Origin of the sequence: Nocardia sp. NPDC051570, from assembly GCF_044454005.1 — a bacterium.
Classification (GTDB): Bacteria; Actinomycetota; Actinomycetes; order Mycobacteriales; family Mycobacteriaceae; genus Nocardia.
This window is the reverse complement of sequence record NZ_JBITDI010000008.1, coordinates 228,286-247,056: the sequence shown is the minus strand read 5'-3', so window position 1 is coordinate 247,056 and position 18,771 is coordinate 228,286. Positions and strand designations below refer to the sequence as shown.

Annotated in this window: 17 protein-coding genes; 8 read left to right on the top strand and 9 right to left on the bottom strand. The window is 68.2% G+C overall.

The features are described 5' to 3' along the window. Positions 1 to 9 precede the first annotated feature (9 nt). The 6 genes from puuE to ACIA76_RS22105 form a co-directional block, all read right to left on the bottom strand. Positions 10 to 912, bottom strand: coding sequence for an allantoinase PuuE (gene puuE, locus ACIA76_RS22130; RefSeq protein ID WP_397153867.1), 903 nt, complete (start codon positions 910 to 912; stop codon positions 10 to 12). A 2-nt stretch (positions 913 to 914) separates the two neighbouring features. Further along, positions 915 to 1,988, bottom strand: a complete 1,074-nt coding sequence (gene alc, locus ACIA76_RS22125) for an allantoicase (RefSeq protein WP_397153727.1) — start codon at positions 1,986 to 1,988, stop codon at positions 915 to 917. Then, positions 1,985 to 3,199: a DUF6986 family protein gene (locus tag ACIA76_RS22120; protein ID WP_397153726.1), complete on the bottom strand. Its 1,215-nt coding sequence runs from the start codon at positions 3,197 to 3,199 to the stop codon at positions 1,985 to 1,987. The genes alc and ACIA76_RS22120 overlap by 4 nt, the downstream gene beginning before the upstream one ends. Next, positions 3,196 to 3,936: an aspartate/glutamate racemase family protein gene (locus ACIA76_RS22115; protein WP_397153725.1), complete on the bottom strand. Its 741-nt coding sequence runs from the start codon at positions 3,934 to 3,936 to the stop codon at positions 3,196 to 3,198. Before ACIA76_RS22115 ends, ACIA76_RS22120 begins: the two co-directional genes overlap by 4 nt. A 5-nt stretch (positions 3,937 to 3,941) precedes the next feature. Beyond that, complete coding sequence (locus ACIA76_RS22110; RefSeq protein WP_397153724.1) at positions 3,942 to 5,435, bottom strand: NCS1 family nucleobase:cation symporter-1; 1,494 nt, start codon at positions 5,433 to 5,435, stop codon at positions 3,942 to 3,944. Positions 5,436 to 5,521: 86 nt separating this feature from the next. Then, a complete protein-coding gene (locus ACIA76_RS22105) occupies positions 5,522 to 6,256 on the bottom strand; it encodes a GntR family transcriptional regulator (protein WP_397153723.1) in 735 nt (244 codons plus the stop codon). A 113-nt stretch (positions 6,257 to 6,369) separates the two neighbouring features. Between ACIA76_RS22105 and ACIA76_RS22100 the strand changes: the two genes are divergently transcribed. The 4 genes from ACIA76_RS22100 to ACIA76_RS22085 all read left to right on the top strand — a co-directional run bounded on the left by ACIA76_RS22100 (position 6,370) and on the right by ACIA76_RS22085 (position 10,024). Continuing rightward, positions 6,370 to 6,822 (top strand): flavodoxin family protein, encoded by a 453-nt coding sequence (locus ACIA76_RS22100; RefSeq protein ID WP_397153722.1) that lies wholly within the window; start codon positions 6,370 to 6,372, stop codon positions 6,820 to 6,822. Between the two features lie 161 nt (positions 6,823 to 6,983). After that, entirely contained in the window at positions 6,984 to 7,661 is a 678-nt protein-coding gene (locus ACIA76_RS22095) for a LuxR C-terminal-related transcriptional regulator (protein ID WP_397153721.1), read from the top strand. 151 nt (positions 7,662 to 7,812) lie between these two features. After that, positions 7,813 to 8,997 carry a sensor histidine kinase gene (locus ACIA76_RS22090; RefSeq protein WP_397153720.1) on the top strand — a complete coding sequence of 395 codons (1,185 nt, stop codon included), beginning with the start codon at positions 7,813 to 7,815 and terminating at the stop codon, positions 8,995 to 8,997. Then, positions 8,984 to 10,024, top strand: a complete 1,041-nt coding sequence (locus tag ACIA76_RS22085) for a hypothetical protein (RefSeq protein ID WP_397153719.1) — start codon at positions 8,984 to 8,986, stop codon at positions 10,022 to 10,024. Before ACIA76_RS22090 ends, ACIA76_RS22085 begins: the two co-directional genes overlap by 14 nt. On the opposite strand, the gene ACIA76_RS22080 is transcribed toward ACIA76_RS22085, so the two are convergent. Further along, positions 10,021 to 10,476: a hypothetical protein gene (locus tag ACIA76_RS22080; protein ID WP_397153718.1), complete on the bottom strand. Its 456-nt coding sequence runs from the start codon at positions 10,474 to 10,476 to the stop codon at positions 10,021 to 10,023. The genes ACIA76_RS22085 and ACIA76_RS22080 overlap by 4 nt on opposite strands. Positions 10,477 to 10,587: 111 nt before the next feature. Here ACIA76_RS22080 and dapA point away from each other — a divergent pair, with 111 nt between their 5' ends. From dapA to ACIA76_RS22065, 3 genes are all read left to right on the top strand, one after another. Then, positions 10,588 to 11,496, top strand: a complete 909-nt coding sequence (gene dapA, locus ACIA76_RS22075) for a 4-hydroxy-tetrahydrodipicolinate synthase (protein ID WP_397153717.1) — start codon at positions 10,588 to 10,590, stop codon at positions 11,494 to 11,496. A 23-nt stretch (positions 11,497 to 11,519) separates the two neighbouring features. Further along, positions 11,520 to 13,511, top strand: coding sequence for a ribonuclease J (locus ACIA76_RS22070; RefSeq protein WP_397153716.1), 1,992 nt, complete (start codon positions 11,520 to 11,522; stop codon positions 13,509 to 13,511). 91 nt (positions 13,512 to 13,602) lie between these two features. Next, positions 13,603 to 14,226, top strand: coding sequence for a TIGR03085 family metal-binding protein (locus ACIA76_RS22065; protein WP_397153715.1), 624 nt, complete (start codon positions 13,603 to 13,605; stop codon positions 14,224 to 14,226). Here the strand turns inward: ACIA76_RS22065 and ACIA76_RS22060 are convergent. Next, entirely contained in the window at positions 14,223 to 15,017 is a 795-nt protein-coding gene (locus ACIA76_RS22060; protein WP_397153714.1) for an SAM-dependent methyltransferase, read from the bottom strand. The genes ACIA76_RS22065 and ACIA76_RS22060 overlap by 4 nt on opposite strands. Positions 15,018 to 15,389: 372 nt before the next feature. Between ACIA76_RS22060 and ACIA76_RS22055 the strand changes: the two genes are divergently transcribed. Continuing rightward, a complete protein-coding gene (locus ACIA76_RS22055; protein ID WP_397153713.1) occupies positions 15,390 to 17,981 on the top strand; it encodes a DNA translocase FtsK 4TM domain-containing protein in 2,592 nt (863 codons plus the stop codon). On the opposite strand, the gene ACIA76_RS22050 is transcribed toward ACIA76_RS22055, so the two are convergent. Continuing rightward, positions 17,982 to 18,683, bottom strand: coding sequence for a cupin domain-containing protein (locus tag ACIA76_RS22050; protein WP_397153712.1), 702 nt, complete (start codon positions 18,681 to 18,683; stop codon positions 17,982 to 17,984). Between the last annotated feature and the right edge of the window lie 88 nt (positions 18,684 to 18,771).

Below are 18,771 nucleotides of genomic sequence, written 5' to 3'. Positions count from 1 at the left end.
AGCCGAGAGCTATCGCGGCGGATGCACCCTGGCCCAATGCTCGGCGATATCGATGCGGCGGGCCAGCCAGACCTTGTCGTGGGAATGGATGTAATCGAGGAAGCGGCTCAGGGCCGCGGCTCGGGCCGGGCGGCCCGCCAGGCGGCAGTGCAGGCCGACCGACAGCATCTTCGGGGAGCCGTCGGCGCCCTCGGCGTAGAGGACGTCGAAGGCGTCGCGGAGATAGGCGAAGAACTCGTCGCCGTTGGCGAAGCCCGCGGGGGAGGAGAACCGCATATCGTTGGCCTCCAACGTATACGGCACCACCAGATGATCGGTGTCGTGCACGCGGACCCAGTACGGCAGGTCGTCGGCGTAGGAGTCCGAATCGTAGGTGAAGCCGCCGTGTTCGACCACCAGTTCGCGGGTCCGCGGCGAATCGCGGCCGGTGTACCAGCCGCGCGGCGGTTCCCCGAACAGTTCGGTGACGATCCGCACCGCCTCGGTCATATCCGCGCGCTCGGTCTCGGCGTCGATCATTTGATATGAGATCCAGCGCAATCCGTGACAGGCGATCTCGTAACCATTGCGCCGAAACGCCGCCACCGCCTCCGGATTCCGCTGCAGCGCCCGGGCGACCGCGAAGACCGTCAGCGGAATACCGCGGGATTCGAAGGCCCGCAACACCCGCCACAGCCCGGCCCGCGAACCGTATTCGTACAGCGACTCCATACTCATGTGCCGATTCGGAAATGCCTGCGCCGGAACGATATCCGACAGGAAGGTCTCCGATCCGGGATCGCCGTCCAGGACGCTGTTCTCCCCGCCCTCCTCATAGTTGAGCACGAACTGGACCGCGATATTCGCCTCGCCGGGCCAGTGCGGATGCGGCGGTGTGGGTCCGTAGCCCACCATGTCGCGCGGGTAGGTCACGCTCACTCCTGTTCTCCCCGAAGGCCTTCTATGAAGGAATCGGACAGCTCGGCGAATACAGGCTCGGCGAGCAGCTGCTCGCGAGCGGCGTCGGTCAGCGTGCCGTAGAGCCGCAGCCGCGCGAAACCGCCGTCGGGATATACATCCAGGCGTGCCTCGGTGACGGGCTCGGCCACCTCGAGCGCGAACCGGTGCCGGGTATCGGGCTGTAGATCGACGCGCGACAGCAGCTCGATTTCCGTTCCGTCGGAACGAATTCCGGTCAGCCGCGCGGCGCCCGGGCTGTTGAACAGGAAGTAGGAGGTATCGATCTCGGCCATGCGGAGCACGCCCTCGCCGGTCAGCCGCACCCGCACCCAATCGTTGCCGCCGCCGCGGCGGCGTGAGGTCTCCCAGCCGTCGCCCATCACGCGGGCCCGCCCGGGCATCAGCAGATTCTGCGGATGGGAGTAGAAGCGGTTGGAGCAGTCCGTGACGCGGCCGCCGTTCTCCAGCGCGGCCAGATCGAACGGACCCGAATCCAGCAGGTGCAGATCGGGTTTCGCCTCACCGTGCACCCGCAGCCGCGCCACCCCGCCATCGGGGTACATGCTCAACCGCACATGGGTGAACCGTCGCGACGATTCGACCACGAACGGATTCTCCGCATCCCCGCTCACCTTGCTACGCGGCACCAGGGTGGTCCAGTCGGTGCGGGCGGCGATCCCCTCGGCGCTCGGATAGCCCTCGGCGGCAATGCCTTCCACGGCGATCTCGGGCGGATAGTTGCCCTTGAACCACGCGGTGTCCACCACCACGCCACGGATCACGCCGGGCACGCCGAGCCGCACGATGGCCCGATCGCGATCGTCGGCGCTCGGGGCGGCCCCGCCCGCGCGCCGGCGACGCCGGGTCTCCCAGCCGTCGTAGACCTGCCCCTTGTGCCCGAAGGTCGCGGGCGCGTAGGTCGAGGCCTCGGGCCGGATGAGATTCTCCTTCTCCGCGAACGATTCGTCGTCGGCCCACACGACCGCGCCCCCGAGGGTGCGCACGGCCAGATCGGGCAGCAGGGTGAATTCGGTGCCTTCGCCGCTCATAGGGTGGGCAGTTTCCTTTCTCGCAACAGGGTCAGCACCTCGACCGTGGCGGCCGGTGCCGATGCGGTGATGTCCTCGGGTCCGATTGCGCCGCAATCCAATCCGCGCAGCACGACCGTCGCCAGCGCCTGCGCGGTGGCCGGCTCGTCGACCACGGCCCCGCCCTGACGCCGCAGATAACGGTCGATGCGCGGCGCGGCCGCGGTGAGCGCGCCCCGGAAGAAGGCGAATGTCGCCAGCCAGCGCGTCACCAGATGGCCCGGATGCATATCCCAGCCCTGGTAGTAGCCGCGTTCGAGGGACCGGGTGACCAGCCGGAAGTGCCGCGACAGCGCCGCGGCCACCTCGTCGTCGGCGCCGACCGGATTGACCTGGGTGGACCCGTCGCACACCCAGACGCCGGTCTGCGCGGCCGCGGCCTGCATGACGGCCTTGGCGTGATCGGCGACCGGATGTTCGAGCGATTGGAACTGCGGCGAGATACCGCATGCGGCACTGTAATCGTAAGTGCCGTAATGCAATCCGCTGCATCGCCCGGCGGAGCGGTGAATGGCGCGGGCTACGGCCGAGGTGCCGTCGGCGGCGATCACCGCCTGCGGGCTCTCGATCTGCAATTCGAAACGCAGTGCGCCGCAGGGTAATCCGTGCGCGGACTCGAGCTCCTCGCACAACCGCACCGCGATCGCGACCTGATCGACCGAGCGCAGTTTCGGCACGGTGAACACGAATCCGTCGGGCACGCCGCCCGCGCCGTCCAGCACGTGTTCCAGGGTGCGCACGGCGCGTTCCCATTCGGCCGTGGTGAGTCCCTTGATCCGGATACCGCGGGAGCGGACCGTCGTGGGCAGGGCGGCCAGGATCTGCCCGGCGCGGGTGGCGTCGCGGTCCTCGACCTCGTCGCCGCGGCTGCCGTAACCGTCCTCGAAGTCCAGCCGCAGATCCTGAATCGGCCGCTGCACCAGGGTTTCCCGCACGCGGGCCAGCACCTCGGCCCCGGCCAGCCCGGTGAGCAGCTCGCCGTGGCGCGCGGCGAGCTCGGCCGCGGCGGAGCCCCATTCGTCGGGCAGTTCCTTGGTCGCGTCGGCGGCGCAGACGTAGGCGGTGTGGATCGGCTGGCCGGGCCGGTCGCCGGGATAGTGGCGAGTCAGTTCGGCGTCGATCTCGCCGACGCGGGCGGCCAGGCCGGACAGGAATTCGGGTGGCAATGTCACGAGTCAGCTCCCTCGGTGCCGAAGGCGGACAGCAGGCCGGTGTAGTGCTTGGGCGGCGGTGCGGCGAATTCGCCGCGACCGGACTTGCGTAGACCCAGCGTAACCAGCGACTGCACCGACAGGGTCGCCGCGGCGACGCCGTCGACGACCGGCACGCCGGTCTCCTCGGTCAGATGGGCACACAGATCGGCCATGCCCGCACAGCCCAGCACCACCGCCTCGGAGCCGTCGGCCGCCACCGCGGCGCGACACGCGTCGGCGATCACCGCGCGGACCTTCGGATCGTCGAGCTCGAGCACCGGAATATCGGTGGCGTGCACGCCCAGGCAGAACCGCGCCATCCCGTAGCGCTCGGCGAGATCCGCCGCCTGGCCGACGGTCCGCGCGAGTGTGGTGACGACGCTGAAGCCGCGGCCCAGATGGCTCGCGGCGGACATGGCCGCCTCGGCGATGCCGATCACCGGGCCGCGCGCCAGCTCGCGCGCGGCGTACAGGCCCGGATCGCCGAAGCAGGCGATGACATAGCCGTCGACGCCCTCGCGCTCACCGCGCGCGATCTCGGCGAGCAGGCCCGGTACCGCCAGCGCCTCGTCGTAGTGGCTCTCGATGGAGGCGGGGCCCATGGTCGAGGTGACCGCCTCCACGACGGTGCCCGGACCGGCGACGGCCCGGGCGCACTCGTCGATGACGGCGGTCATCGCGGCGGTCGTATTCGGATTGATGACGCGAATTCGCATGATCCTCAGGGGGTTTCGGGGACGGGTAGGCGTAGCGGGCCGCGGGTGGCCAGGAGGCGATAGCCGATCAGGCCGATGCCGCAGCCGATGAACCAGCTGTACTGGGCGGCGGTGTACATACCGGTGACATCGCCCGCGGTCAGCACCGGGAAGACCGCCGCGGTCGTGCCGAGCAACGTCGCGGTGATCGCGGCCGGGTTGTAACCCCTTCGGTACCAATAGGTTCCGTGCGGAGACAGGGTGAACAGATCGTCTACTACTACCCGCTGCTTGCGCACCAGGTAGTAGTCGGCGATGAGCACGCCGAACAGCGGGCCGATGCAGGCGCCCAGGGTTTCGAGCGTGTAGTGGATGACCTCCGGATTGTTGTAGAGGTTCCACGGCGTGATCAGCAGCGAGCCCACGGCCGCGATCATGCCGCCGGCGCGCCAGCTGATCTTCTGCGGGTGCACATTCGAGAAGTCGAAGGCGGGGGAGACGAAGTTGGCGACGATGTTGATGCCGATGGTGGCGACCGCGAATGTCAACGCGCCCAGGATGATCGCGAAGGTGCTGTCGATACGGGCCACGGTCTGCACCGGATCGGTGATGAGTGTCCCGTAGACCGGCACGGTCAGCGATGCCGTGATCACCACCAGCAACGAGAACACCAGGAGGTTGAGCGGCAGCCCGAGCAGATTGCCGCGCTTGACCACCGCGTACGATCGGGCGTAGCGGGAGAAGTCACCGAAGTTCAGCATCGGGCCCGAGAAGTAGGACACGACCAGCGCGATCGCGCCGAGCATCACCGGCACCGCCGACCAGCCGGAGTGGGTCACCGTCGACAGATTCAGATCGATGCCGCCCCAACCGGCCTTGGCGATGAGATATCCGCACAGCGCGAACATCACGACATAGACTGCGGGACCGCAGAAGTCGATGAACCTGCGGATCGCGTCCATACCGCGCCAGAACACGCAGGCCTGCACCACCCACAGCAGCAGATAGCTGCCCCAGCCCAGCGCCGACAGTCCGAGGAAGCCGTGCTCGGCGACCACCGCGTACGGCGCCAGCCCCGGAAACAGCTTGACCAGCACCACATCCAGTGCCGCCGAGGCGAGGAAGGTCTGAATTCCGTACCAGGCCACCGCGATCAGGCCGCGGATAATGGCCGGGATGTTGGCGCCCAGCACACCGAACGCGCTGCGGCAGATCACCGGATACGGCACGCCCGTCCGCTGGCTCGGTTTGGCGATCAGATTGCAGAACAGTTGCACGATGCCGATGCCGACCATAAGGGCGATCAGCACCTGCCAGCTGGCCAGGCCGAGGGCGAACAGGCTGCCCGCCGTGACGTAGCCGCCGACGCTGTGCACGTCCGACATCCAGAAGGCGAAGATGTTGTAGACGCCCCAGCTCTGCTTCTCCAGCGGAGCGAGGTCGGCGTTGGTCAGTCGGGGGTCGTACTGGGACCGGGAGGCAGCGGGAGCCTCAACTGGCGGGGCAACGATATTGCTCATGTCGCACATCCGATTCGTGTGTCCCGCACGGCGGGAATCTGATTCGGCGACGCTATCGAGCCGGTATTGCCGGTTTGTTGCGAAAACTATATATCTTCGGTCGGGTCCGGCTCGGCAAACAGGCCAGTATCGGTCGGCAGTCCCTCGACCACTGTATTCAATCGAGCGTGATGCTGCTCGGTGACCTTCAGCAACTCGACGGCATCTCCGTTGAGGAAGGCATTCAACTGCCTGCTGTGGTCGGCGTGCAGCACGGCCCTCTCCCCGGCGCTCACATGGACCATGGGCTGGACAGGTTCGGTGATGTTCCAGGCGTATTCGAGCATGTGCACCAGGCGGGCCATGCCCGACGGACGGGTCAGGGCGAGGTGGAAGGTGCGGGTCTCGCGGTGGTAGGCGGCCGGATCGTCGTCGAGGACCGCCCGCTCGAGCCGGGCGTGGGCCTCGGTCGCGATGCGGTGATCCTCCGGTCCGGCGCGATCGACGGCGGCGGCCAGCGCCACCGATTCCAGGCGTTCGCGCACGACATACAGTTCGCGCAGTTCGCTCGCGGTCAGCCGGGTCACCGAATAGCCGAAGTTGGGTCGATGTTCGACCACGCCCTCGCCGATCAGGGTCTGCAGCGATTCGCGCACCGGAATCGCGCTGACATCGAACCGCTGCGCGAATTCGCGCAGCGGCAGCCCGGTGCCGGGCGGCAGATTGCCCTCCAGGATCAGCCGCCGCAGCTCGGCCAGGATCTCCTGTTGCGAGTAACCCCGGCGCGGATCCTGCGGCGGGGTGAGCTCGGGCAGCCGGGGCAGGCGCGATCGGGGAGGCACGCACGTACCGTAGTGCCTCCGATCGGCGGCGTGGCCGACGATGCCACGGGATGTCCGGACCGGACGTTTTTCCTTGCCGTGGCGGGACGCGGCCGCGCGTTAGGCTCGGTCGCATGGCGCGGTTGTTGATCGTTCATCACACCCCCTCCCCGTACATGCAGGAAATGTTCGAGGCGGTGGTGTCGGGGGCGACGGATCCGGCGATCGAGGGCGTCGAGGTGGTGCGGCGCGCGGCATTGGCGGTGACCGCGGGCGATGTGCTCGCCGCCGACGGATATCTGCTGGGTACGCCCGCGAATCTCGGATATATGTCCGGGGCGCTCAAACACGCATTCGATACTTTCTATTACCCGTGCCTGGATTCGACCAGAGGCCGTCCGTTCGGTTTCTATATCCACGGCAATCACGGGACCGAGGGCGCGGAGCGGGGTATCGCGACCATTACCACGGGACTGGGATGGGAGCAGGCGGCCGCACCGGTGATCGCGAGCGGTGCGCCGGACAAGCGGGTGCGGGAGCGGTGCTGGGAACTCGGCGGAACCATTGCGGCGCAATTGATGGGATAGCAAAAATCCCGCCGAACACTGTCCCCCGATTTCTGGTGGCTCACATATCCACGCTCACCCCCGGCATACTCGACAGACAGGTATGCTCCGGGACCTGCCTGTGCGCGGCCGGATTCGGAGCGTGACGGGTTCTCGGGACTTTGGGAAGAGGTGACTGCGCCGTGGAGGCGACACAGCAGGGGACGTCGAGACATGCCCGAATCGGGCTTGTCGAGGACCATGAGTCCGTCGCGCTCGGCCTGGCCACCATGCTGGCCCCCGAGCCCGACCTCGAACTGCTCATCACCGCGGGCACCGTGGGCGAATTGCTTTCGACCGCACCGGAATTGGATCTGGTGGTGCTCGATCTGCGGCTCGCCGACGGTTCCAGCCCCGAGGACAACGTGCGTGCGCTGCGCCAGCGAGGCCTCGAAGTGCTGGTGTTCACCGGCGCCGACAATCCGTTCCTGGTGCGCGCGGCCGCCAAGGCCGGCGTGCTCGGGGTGGTCCGCAAATCCGAGGATGTGCAGACCGTGGTGTCGGCCGTGCGCGCCGCGGCCTCGGGTGAACTGGTGGTGACCACCGACTGGGCGGCCGCGATCGATAGCGATCCGCAGCTGTCCGACGTCGGCCTGAGCCCGCGTCAGCAGGAGGTGCTCACGCTCTACGCCTCCGGCGAGAAGGCCTCTCGGGTGGCGCGGCTGACCGGTCTGTCCGAACAGACCGTCAACGATTATCTGGGCCGTATCCGGCAGAAGTACGCCGATGCGGGCCGCCCCGCCCCCACCAAGACCGACCTGTACAAACGGGCCGTCGAGGATGGGTGGCTACCGGTGCCCGAGCGCACGCCACGCGTATGAGCGAGCGCGCGATGGGTGCGGCCGACGCGGCAGTGCCGGGTGAGGCGCTGTCGTGATCACCGTCGACGCGTTGGAGACTCCGCTGTCCCGATCGGGACCGCTACCACGCATGACGGCGTGGTGGCGAGGTCGGTCTACGGTGGAGCAGGATATGAGCGCGGTGGCGTTCGATCGCATCATTCGGCGGCTCGGGCTGTCGGTGGGCATCGGCGGCGTGATCATGGGGCTGGTCGATCTGCCCGAGATCACCGGTCAGGGCCAGGCGGCGGCCGCCTGGTGGACGCCCGCGGCCGTCGCGTTGATGTTCGGACTCTTCCCGGTGCTCGCCACGGTCTCGGTCGGGTCCGCGATCCGCTGGGTCCGCATGGTGGCCGGATTCACCGCGCTGAGTTACCTTGCCGCCCTGGCCACTACGCCGTTCGCCTTACATCTGCACACCATCGACGCCACGGCGGTCTGGCTGTACCGGTTGGTGCCGCTGGGTGTGGTCGCCGCGGCCATGGCCTGGTCGCGGCATGCCTCGATCGCCTATCTCGTGATGAGTTCCGCGGCGGCGGCGCTGACCAATATCTATCTGATCGAGGACTTCACCGCGGCCTCGGTGCTGGCCGCGTTCGCGCGCATCTTCGGCTTGTCGGCGCTGTTCCTGTGGTGCGCGACCAGCGCGCTGGGCGCGGCGGCACATGTGGATCGCGAATCCGCGATCGCCAGTCGCCGCGCGGCGGCCGCCGCGGCCGCCGCGGCGCGCGATCACGAACGGGCCCGGTTCGCGGCGCTCATCCACGACGCCGTGCTGTCCACACTGCTGGACGCCTCGCGCGGCGGTGAGAGTTCCGAGGTGCTGCGCCGCCAGGCCGAGCGCACCCTCGACCAGCTCGACGAGATCCGCGTGGAGGCACACGAACCCGATGTGCTCGACGCCCGCGCCGCGGTCATCTTCCTGAGATCGGCTGTGCACGAGATCAATCCGAGCATTCGCTTCGCCACCCGCACCTGGCCCGGCTTCGACGATCTGCGCATGCCGGTCCATGTCGCCGCGACGCTCGCCTCCGCACTCGGCGAGGCGGTCCGCAACAGCCTGCGCCACGCCGCGGTGCCCGGGCGGATCGTGCATCGCACGGTCACCTGCACCATCAGCGCGGGCAGTATTCGGCTCGTATTCTCCGACGACGGTGCGGGATTCGATGTGCGGCATGTGTCTGCCGATCGGCTCGGCATCTCGGTCAGCATTCTGGGTCGCATGCGGCAGTTGTCCGGCGGCGCGGGATTCGTCGAATCACAACCGGGCGAGGGGACGACGGTGACCCTGGTGTGGGGCGGCGATGGCTCACACTGATCCGTTCTCGGATACCGACCCCCGCTTCGGCTTTCGTGATCTGCTCGGTCTGCGCGGCGGCATGGCGTGGCTGTTCCTGGTGATCCTGGAACTGACCATCGCGCTCTATATGGTCGGCAATCTGGCCTCCGCGCCGCCCGCCGCCGCGCTGACCGGACTCGCGGTGCTGGGCACCGCCGGCGCGCTGGTGCTGGTCGTTCCGGTCGATCCGCTGCCGCTGACGGTGACCGCGTTCGTGGCCGCCTCCGCGCCCGTGGCCGCGGCGCTGACCATGTCCGGCCTGAGTTCCGAACGCGCGCACCACGTTCTGTGGACGACCTTCGCCTCTTCCTATGTACTCGCGGTGCTGGTGCTGCGCGGGCGGATGGGCTGGGCCTGGCTCGGCGTGGCCGGTGTCGCCGGGGTCATCGCGATCTGGGGTGCGCGGACCGGGCAGTCGGCGAGCACGATCGTGGCGCCCATCGTGCCGATCGGCACGGTCGTGGCGATCTCGGCATTCGCGCTCATCATGCGCCCGACCCAGCATTCGCTGCGCCGGCTGCGCGAGGAGGCGACGATCCGTGCGGCCGCCGAGGCGACCATGGCCGCCGCCGACGGCGAACGCATTCGGCAGCTGGCCCGCCTCGACCGGGTCGCGCGGCCCATCCTGGAGCGCATCGCCGAGGGCGCGGCGCTGTCGGTCGTCGAGCGCGAGGAGTGCCGCCTGCTGGAGGCCGAACTGCGCGACGGCCTGCGCGCGCCCCAGCTGGTCACCGACGAACTCAGCGGCGCCGCGCGTGGCGCCCGGGCGCGCGGCGTCGAGGTGGTGCTGCTCGACGACGGCGGTTTCGCGGGTGTCCCGCCCTGGGTGCGTCAGCGCGTGATCGATGCCGCCACACGGGAATTGGATGCCGCGAACACCGGTGCGGTGACCGTGCGCGTGCTGCCGCTACGCCGGCGCGTGCTCGCCACGGTGCTCGCCCATGCGCCGGATCACGATCGCCGCACCGAGATCGATACCGAGGGCGCGGTCACGGTGTCGGATTAGGGCGTATCGCAGCGGCCCGCCCCGCCCCGGCGCATCTGATCGCGCAGCGCGCCCTGGACCGCGGTCGACAACCAGGAGTTCAGGGACTGCCCGCTCTGGGCGGCCGCCTCCTCGGCGCGGGATTTCATGTTCTCGACCAGGCGCAGTGTGACGCGGCTGATATCGCCGGTCATCTCCTCGAAGGTGGGAGTGTGATGCTGCTCCTCGGAGGCGTTGGGGCGCACGTCGATTCGGGCATCGGTGCCGTCCACCGAGACGTGTACGGTCCGGTCGCCCAGGGTCGTGCTGATCTCGGCGGCCAGCTCCGACAGCGCGGCCAGCAGGGTGAGCCGGGCGGCGTTCTCGGTGGCCGCGGCGAGTGCGGCCGCGGTGGCCTGGGTCTTCTCATCGCCCAATGCGGCGGCCGCGACCAGGTCCTCGCGCAGGCGAGCGGTATAGGTGTTCAAATCCATGACACCAGCGTGACGTCATTTCTGACATCACGCAACCGGCAGGGCGACATCAACGGCATTAGGCGGACAACGGTTCAACGGCCGTTCGGCGACCGGGTAGCCTTTCTGACCATGACGTACGGTGAATCGACGCGAACAGGGCTGCGCGCGTCCGGCACGGTTGGTGTCGCGATGGTGACTCCCTTTACCGCCGAGGGCAAGCTCGATGTCGAAACCGGCGTCGCCCTGGCCACCCGCCTGGTCGACCGTGGTGTCGATCTGCTCGCGATCTCCGGGACCACCGGCGAATCGCCGACCACCACCGAATCGGAGAAGTTCGACCTGCTGCACGCGGTCGTCGATGCCGTCGGCTCCCGCGCGACCGTCATCGCGGGCGCCGGCACCTACGACACCGCGCACAGCATCGAGCTGGCCCGCAACGCGCAGCGCGCGGGCGCGCACGGCCTGCTCGTGGTGACCCCGTACTACTCGCGCCCCTCGCAGGAGGGTCTGCTCGCGCACTTCACCGCCGTGGCCGATGCGACCGATCTGCCGGTCACCCTCTACGACATTCCGGCGCGCTCGGTCGTGCCGATCGCCCCGGAGACCCTGCGCCGCCTGGCCGAGCATCCGCGCATCGTCGCGGTCAAGGACGCCAAGGGCGATCTGGGCGCGGGCGCGGAGATCATCGCCGAGACCGGACTCGAGTACTACTCCGGTGACGATGTGCTGAACCTGCCCTGGCTGTCGGTCGGCGCGGTCGGATTCGTCAGCGTCATCGGCCACCTCGTGCCCGAGCGCCTGGTCCAGCTGCGCGAGGCCTACCTCGCGGGCGATGTCGTCCGCGCCCGGGATATCAACGCCTCGATGTTGCCGCTCATGCGCGCGATGGCCCGGGTCGGCGGCGTGGCACTGACCAAGGGTGCGCTGCGCGCGCTCGGGATCGAGGTGGGCGCGCCGAGACTGCCGCAGCTGCTGCCCGATACCGAGCAATTGCACGCCATCATCGCCGATCTGGAAGCGGCCGGAGTGATCGCATGACCGAACCTATGAGTAATGATCCAGTGAACAATCGACGTGTCCGCAGGCGCGCCTCCAACAGGGCGGCGGGTGCACCGGCGCCCGCCCCCTCCATCGAGGCGGCCGAACAAGCGAAGGTGGCCGCACAACAGGCGAAACAGAGCGCCCGCGAGGCCGAACGAACGGTCCGCGCGGCGGAACAGGCCCCGGCGGCGCCCCCGGCCCAGCCGAGACGTGAGCCGGAACGTGCTGCCGCGCAACAGGATTCGGGTCGCGGCGACCGCAACCGGCGCGGCCGCGGGCGGCCCAACGGCCGCACCCGCTCCGAACAGTCCGAGCCGCGGCCGGTGGCCGCCGATCCGCATGCCATGGGCCTGCCGCCGAAGTTGCCGCGCAACGGCCTGCGGGTGTTCGCCCTCGGCGGCATCGGCGAAATCGGCCGCAACATGACCGTATTCGAATTCGACGGCAAGTTGCTGATCATCGACTGCGGCGTGCTGTTCCCGGAGGATCAGCAGCCCGGCGTCGACCTGATCCTGCCCGACTTCCGTGCCATCGAGGACCGGATGGACGAGGTCGCCGCGGTCGTGCTGACCCACGGCCACGAGGACCATATCGGCGCGGTGCCGTTCCTGCTGCGTCATCGGCCCGACATTCCGGTCATCGGTTCGAAGTTCACCCTCGCGCTGGTGGCCGCGAAATGCCGCGAACATCGCCTGCAGCCCAAGCTGATCGAGGTCACCGAGGGTGAGAAGACCACCCACGGTCCGTTCGAATGCGAGTACTTCGCGGTCAACCACTCGATTCCGGACGCCCTCGCGGTGGCCGTGCGCACCCCGGCCGGTCTGGTGCTGCACACCGGCGATATCAAACTCGATCAGCTGCCGCTCGACGGGCGCCTTACCGACCTGGCCGGATTCTCCCGGCTCGGCGATGAGGGTGTGGATCTGTTCCTGGTCGATTCGACCAATGCCGAGGTGCCGGGCTTCGTCACGCCCGAGCGTGAGATCGGGCCGGTGCTCGACAACGTCATCGGCAAGGCGAAGGGCCGGGTCATCGTGGCCTCGTTCGCCAGTCACGTGCATCGCATTCAGCAGGTCGTGGACGTGGCCGCGAGCCACAACCGCCGGGTCTGCTTCGTCGGGCGCTCGATGGTCCGCAATATGCAGATCGCGCAGGACCTGGGTTATCTGAACCTGCCCGACGGGTTGGTGGTCGATATCGATCAGGCGGCCAATCTGCCGGTGCACAAACTCGTGCTGATCTCGACCGGCTCACAGGGCGAGCCGCTCTCGGCGCTGTCGCGGATGGCGCGCGGCGATCACCGCCAGATCAACATTCGCGCCGACGATCTCGTGGTGCTGGCCTCCTCGCTGATCCCGGGCAATGAGAACGCGGTTTTCGCGGTCGTCAACGGCCTGGCCCGGCTCGGCGCCACCGTGGTGACCCAGCAGAGCGCGAAGGTCCATGTGTCCGGCCATGCCTCGGCCGGTGAGCTGCTGTATCTGTACAACGCGGTGCGGCCGACCAATGCCATGCCGGTGCACGGCGAATGGCGGCATCTGCGGGCCAATGGGGCGCTCGCGGTCGCCACCGGTGTGCCCGAGGATCGCGTGATGCTCGCCGAGGACGGCGTGGTGGTCGACCTGGTCGACGGCCTCGCCTCGATCGTCGGCCGCTTCCCGGTCGGCCAGGTCTATGTCGACGGCCTGTCGGTCGGCGATGTCGGTGAGTCGACGCTGTCGGATCGGTTGATCCTGGGTGAGGGCGGTTTCATTGCCATCACGATCGTCGTCGACGCCACCACCGGTAAGGCGGTCAGCCCGCCGGAGGTGTCCGGTCGCGGCTTCTCCGATGATCCGGAGGCCCTGACCGGCGCTCAGGAACTGGTCGAGGCCGAACTCATCCGCCTGGCCGGAGAGGGTGTCACCGATACCCACCGCATCGCCCAGGGCGTTCGGCGAGTCGTCGGCCGCTGGGTCGCCGACGTCTACCGTCGCCGCCCGATGATCGTCCCGACCGTCATCGGGGTGTAGGGGCTCCGGCCCTCCGGGTTCCTCCGGTCCCGCCCGGACTCCCCCAGTCCCTGCCCCGGCGAAGCCGGGGCAGGGCAGTTACCCTCGGCTGATGAGTATGGCTCAGCGGGAACGCCGCGCACTGGTGGTGACCATGACCGCGATCGGTCCGGACGCATCCACCCTGTGCGGGTCGTGGACGGTGCGCGATCTGGCCGCACATCTGGTGGTGCGCGAGCGCAGACCCGACGCATCGCCCGGCATCCTGTTGAAACCTCTTGCGGGATATACCGATTCGGTCCAGAATTCGACGGCGCGCAAGCCGTTCCCCGAACTGCTGGAACAGATTCGGACAGGTCCGCCGTGGTGGTCGCCGCTGCGCCCGGTCGACGCGGTCGTCAATCTGCCCGAGATGTACATCCACCACGAGGACGTGCGCCGCGGCCAACCCGATTGGGAGCCACGGGAACTGAGCGCCGAGGACGAGGCGCGGCTGTGGAATGTGCTGCGGCGCATGGCCAAGATGGCCTATCGCAAATCGCCGGTGAGCCTGGTGCTGTCGACGCCCGACGGTAAGCGCGTCACCGCGCACAATGTCGGCGGTGACGCCGTGGTGCTGACCGGCAAGCCCTCGGAGCTACTGCTGCACGCGTTCGGGCGCAACGAGGTTCGCCTGGATGCCGCCGGTTCGGACGAGGACGTGCGGGCCGTATTCGCGGCCGACCGCAGCGTCTAGACCTTCGCGGCCAGGCCCGAGACGACCAACTGCTCCCAGGACGTGATGTCGTTCGGGTCACCCGATTCGGGTCGCCACTGCGCGCACGGCACCAGGCCCGGCACGAGGATGTCGAGGCCGGAGAACAGCTTGATGATCTCGGCATCGCTGCGCCAGCGACCGCGTCCCCAGGTGCCCTGCAGCTTCTGCTCGGTGGCCCGGGTCTCGTCGTTGTAGCCGGAGCGGAAATGCGAGATGTAGACCCGGCTGCCGGGCGCGATGCGCTCGACCCAGAACCGCATCACCCCGTACGGATCCTCATCGTCGTTGACGAAGCCGAGGACCGCGCTGAACAGCAGCCCGACCGGCCGGTCGAAGTCGAGCAGCGCCCGGATATCGGCGTTGTCGTAGATCGACTCCGGCTCGCGCACATCGCCCTGGATCACGATGGTCTGCTCGTCGGTGCCCATCGTCGCCGCGGCGTGTACGACCACGATCGGATCGTTGTCGACGTAGACCACCCGGGAATCGGGATCCTCCCGCTGGGCGATCTGGTGCACATTGTCGACGGTGGGCAGGCCGCAACCGAAGTCGACGAACTGCCGCACCCCGTCATGGGAGATCTCGCGAACGGCACGCTCCACCGCGCGACGGGCCGTGGTGGCAATGCGGACGGACCCGGGCAGGGAGTCCATGAAGTACTGCCCGACCTCCTGATCGACCGCATAGTAGTCGCGATCCCCGAGCAGATAGCTGTAGGTCCTGGCGATGCTCGGTTTCGCCTGACCCGCTCGGACGTCTTCGTCGTTCATGGGAACCGCACCAACCTGGGGATGGGACATGCACATACATCGTAGAAGTCATCGCCCCGTTGCGGAGCCATCGCGCGAATTTCGCTGACTGAGCGGGGAAGTGGGCCCATACCCTGCCCGTTCTCCAGTTCCTCATGCCCTTGTCTCTCTGTTCCTCGCGCCTTCTCTCTGTTCCCCGTGCCCGTCTTCAGTTCCCGGTGCCCGTCTTCAGTTCCCGCACCCTTCTTGCTGTCCCTGCGCCCTTTCTCTCTGTTCCCGCGCTCTTTCTCTCTGTTCCCCGGCGGCGAAGCCGACGGGGATCACACCCCCGATGGTCCTGGTGTGGGTGTTGCGGATGGTCTGGATGGGGCGGTTGCGGCTAGCCTGAGGGGCATGGCAGGTAAGTCCCGCGGCACCACGACGTCGAGTTCGCGGGCGGGATCGACCCGGGGGCGGGCTCCGGTGCGGTCTCGTTCCGGTGGCTCCCGGACGCGTTCGACGCCCCGCGCGCGGACCACTCCGGCGCGTCGGCCCGCGCCGCGGCGCCGGTCGAACACCGCCCCGCTGGCCGTATTCACCCGGGGCGTCGGCAACGGGTGGAACATGCTCGCGCGCGGCGTGGGCGCGACCACCCGCACCCTGAGCCGCGCTGGTGAGATCGAACACGGACATCGGCGTGACGGAATCGCGTTGGTGCTCATCGCCTTCAGCGCGGTCATCGCGGCCGCGGTCTGGTTGTCGGCGGGCGGCCCGATCGGGCACGCGGTCGATACCGCGGTGCGCTGGATATCCGGATCCGCCTCGGCCGCACTGCCTTTCGTGGCGGTGGGCATCGCCGTGGTACTCATGCGCACTGAACCGCATCCGGAGATCCGGCCCCGGCTCGTGCTGGGCGGCCTGCTGCTGGGTCTGCCCGCGCTGGGCCTGTGGCATATCGCCGCGGGCGCGCCGACCGATCAGGACGATCGCGCGCATGCCGCGGGCTTCGTCGGCTACGTCGTGGGCGGCCCGCTGCGCGACGGCCTGACCTCCTGGCTGGCGGTGCCACTGTTGTTGCTCACCATGGCATTCGGCCTGCTGCTGGTGACCGGAACCACCGTGCGCGAGGTTCCCGAGCGGCTGCGAGAACTGTTCGGCACCGCGAGCGGCGGCGACGAATACGACTCCTACGACGGGCAATACGGCCGCTACGACCCGGAAACCTATGACGACGACGGCTTCCCGGCACATCGCAAGACGCGTAAGCGCGGCCGCACCCCGCAGGAGAACTACCCCACCGACGAATTCGGCGGCTCCGATGCGGTGACCGAGGTGATCGGCGAGCCGCCGCTGCGCGAGGCCAAGGAGATCATCGCCCCGGAGCCCGAAAAGCCCGCGCCCAAGGCGAAACCCAAGAAGGCCCCCAAGGTCGTCGACCAGACCCCCGAACCGCCCCCGCCGCAGCAACTCGAATTCGTCACCGAGCGCGAGGTCGAGGGCGACTACCACCTACCCCCGCTGTCGCTGCTGATCGACGGCGATCCGCCCAAGAAGCGCAGCGCCGCCAACGAATCGATGATCGAGGCGATCACCGAGGTATTGGTGCAGTTCAAGATCGACGCCGCGGTCACCGGCTTCGTGCGCGGCCCGACGGTCACCCGCTACGAGGTCGAACTCGGCCCCGGTGTGAAGGTCGAGAAGATCACCGCGCTGGCCCGCAATATCGCGTATGCCGTTGCGACGGAGAACGTCCGGCTGCTGGCCCCGATCCCGGGCAAATCCGCCGTCGGCATCGAGGTGCCCAACGCCGACCGCGAGATGGTCCGCCTCGCCGATGTGCTCAAGGCCTCATCGACGCGAAACGACCACCACCCCTTGGTGATCGGCCTCGGCAAGAACATCGAGGGCGATTTCGTCAGCGCCAATCTGGCGAAGATGCCGCATCTGCTGGTGGCCGGTTCCACCGGTTCGGGTAAGTCGAGTTTCGTGAACTCGATGCTGGTCTCGCTGCTGCAGCGGGCCACGCCCGATGAGGTGCGGATGATCCTCATCGATCCCAAGATGGTGGAACTCACGCCGTACGAGGGCATTCCGCATCTGATCACGCCCATCATCACCCAGCCGAAGAAGGCGGCCGCCGCGCTGGCCTGGCTGGTGGAGGAGATGGAGCAGCGCTATCAGGATATGCAGGCCAGCAAGGTCCGCCACATCGACGATTTCAACAAGAAGGTCAAGTCCGGCCAGATCACTACGCCGCTGGGCAGCGAGCGGATCTATCGGCCCTATCCCTATATCCTCGCCATCGTCGACGAGTTGGCCGATCTGATGATGACCGCGCCCCGTGACGTCGAGGACGCGATCGTGCGCATCACCCAGAAGGCCCGCGCCGCGGGTATTCACCTGGTCCTGGCGACCCAGCGGCCGTCGGTCGACGTGGTTACCGGCCTGATCAAGACCAATGTCCCGTCCCGGCTCGCCTTCGCCACCTCCTCGCTGACCGACTCCCGCGTCATCCTGGACCAGCCGGGCGCGGAGAAGCTGATCGGCATGGGCGACGGGCTGTTCCTGCCGATGGGCGCCTCCAAACCGACCCGTCTGCAGGGCGCGTACATCTCCGATGAGGAGATCTCGCGCGTCGTCGAATTCACCAAGAACCAGGCCGAGCCGCAGTATCAGGAGGGCGTGACTGCCGCGAAGGCCGGTGAGGCCAAGGATATCGATCCGGATATCGGCGACGATCTGGATGTGCTGGTGCAGGCCGTGGAGCTCGTGGTGACCTCGCAGTTCGGCTCGACGTCGATGCTGCAGCGCAAGCTGCGGGTCGGCTTCGCCAAGGCCGGGCGGCTCATGGATCTCATGGAGACGCGCGGAATCGTCGGCCCCAGTGAGGGTTCCAAGGCGCGCGACGTGCTGGTGAAACCGGATGAGCTGGCCGGGGTGCTGTATTCGATCCGCGGCGGCGGGACCGACGAGCCACCGCCCGATGATGCCGACGACGTGGAGTAGTTACTTCCGCCGCCCGATCACGATCGGTTTGATGTCGGTCGGGATGGCGCCGAAGGCCGATTCGGGCACGCCGAACGCGGCGGCGAGCACGTCGCGCGGCATGGCGTTGAACGAGGCCACGATGCCGATGTCGTCATAGGGTTCGCCCGCGCTGGAATTGAAGATCACCAGCACGTCCAGAGGTGCGTCGGTGCGGGCGTTCTCGAAGTAGTGCAGATGGCCCTGTGGCGCGAACACCAGATCGCCCTGCCCGGCCTCGAAGACGGCGTTGTGATAGGCGCCGTCGGGATGGGTGCCGAGGATCGACCATTTCGCGGTGCCGGAGATCACGTAGTTCAGCTCCCAGGCGGTGGGATGCCAGTGCGGTTCGCGGAAGCCGCCGACCTCCAGCCGGACGAAATACACCGAGCCGCGCTGCCCGCGCAGGATCGGGAACGTATGCTCGTTGGCCCCCTGCAGATAGCCGCCGTCGTAGTTCGACCGGTCCGCGGCGGTGAGTTTGAACAGATGCGACGACTGGTCGAGGTGGGTCTCCATATCGCCCTCGCTCGGCATCGGCATCGGTGCCGGCGCCGAACTCGCCTTCGCACCGATCAATCCGCCGCCGACCGCGGCCGCGGCCACCGCCGCGCCACCGAGCACCATCCGGCGATCGATACCCTTACCGCCCTCGTCGGGGTGTTCAGTCGAATCCTCCGGCATCGGCTGGCCCTTTCTGTGCGCCGGGACTTCATCGGCCGACAACAGCGAGAGCGTACCGCCGGGAGGGCGTCATCCGTGGGAGGGCAAC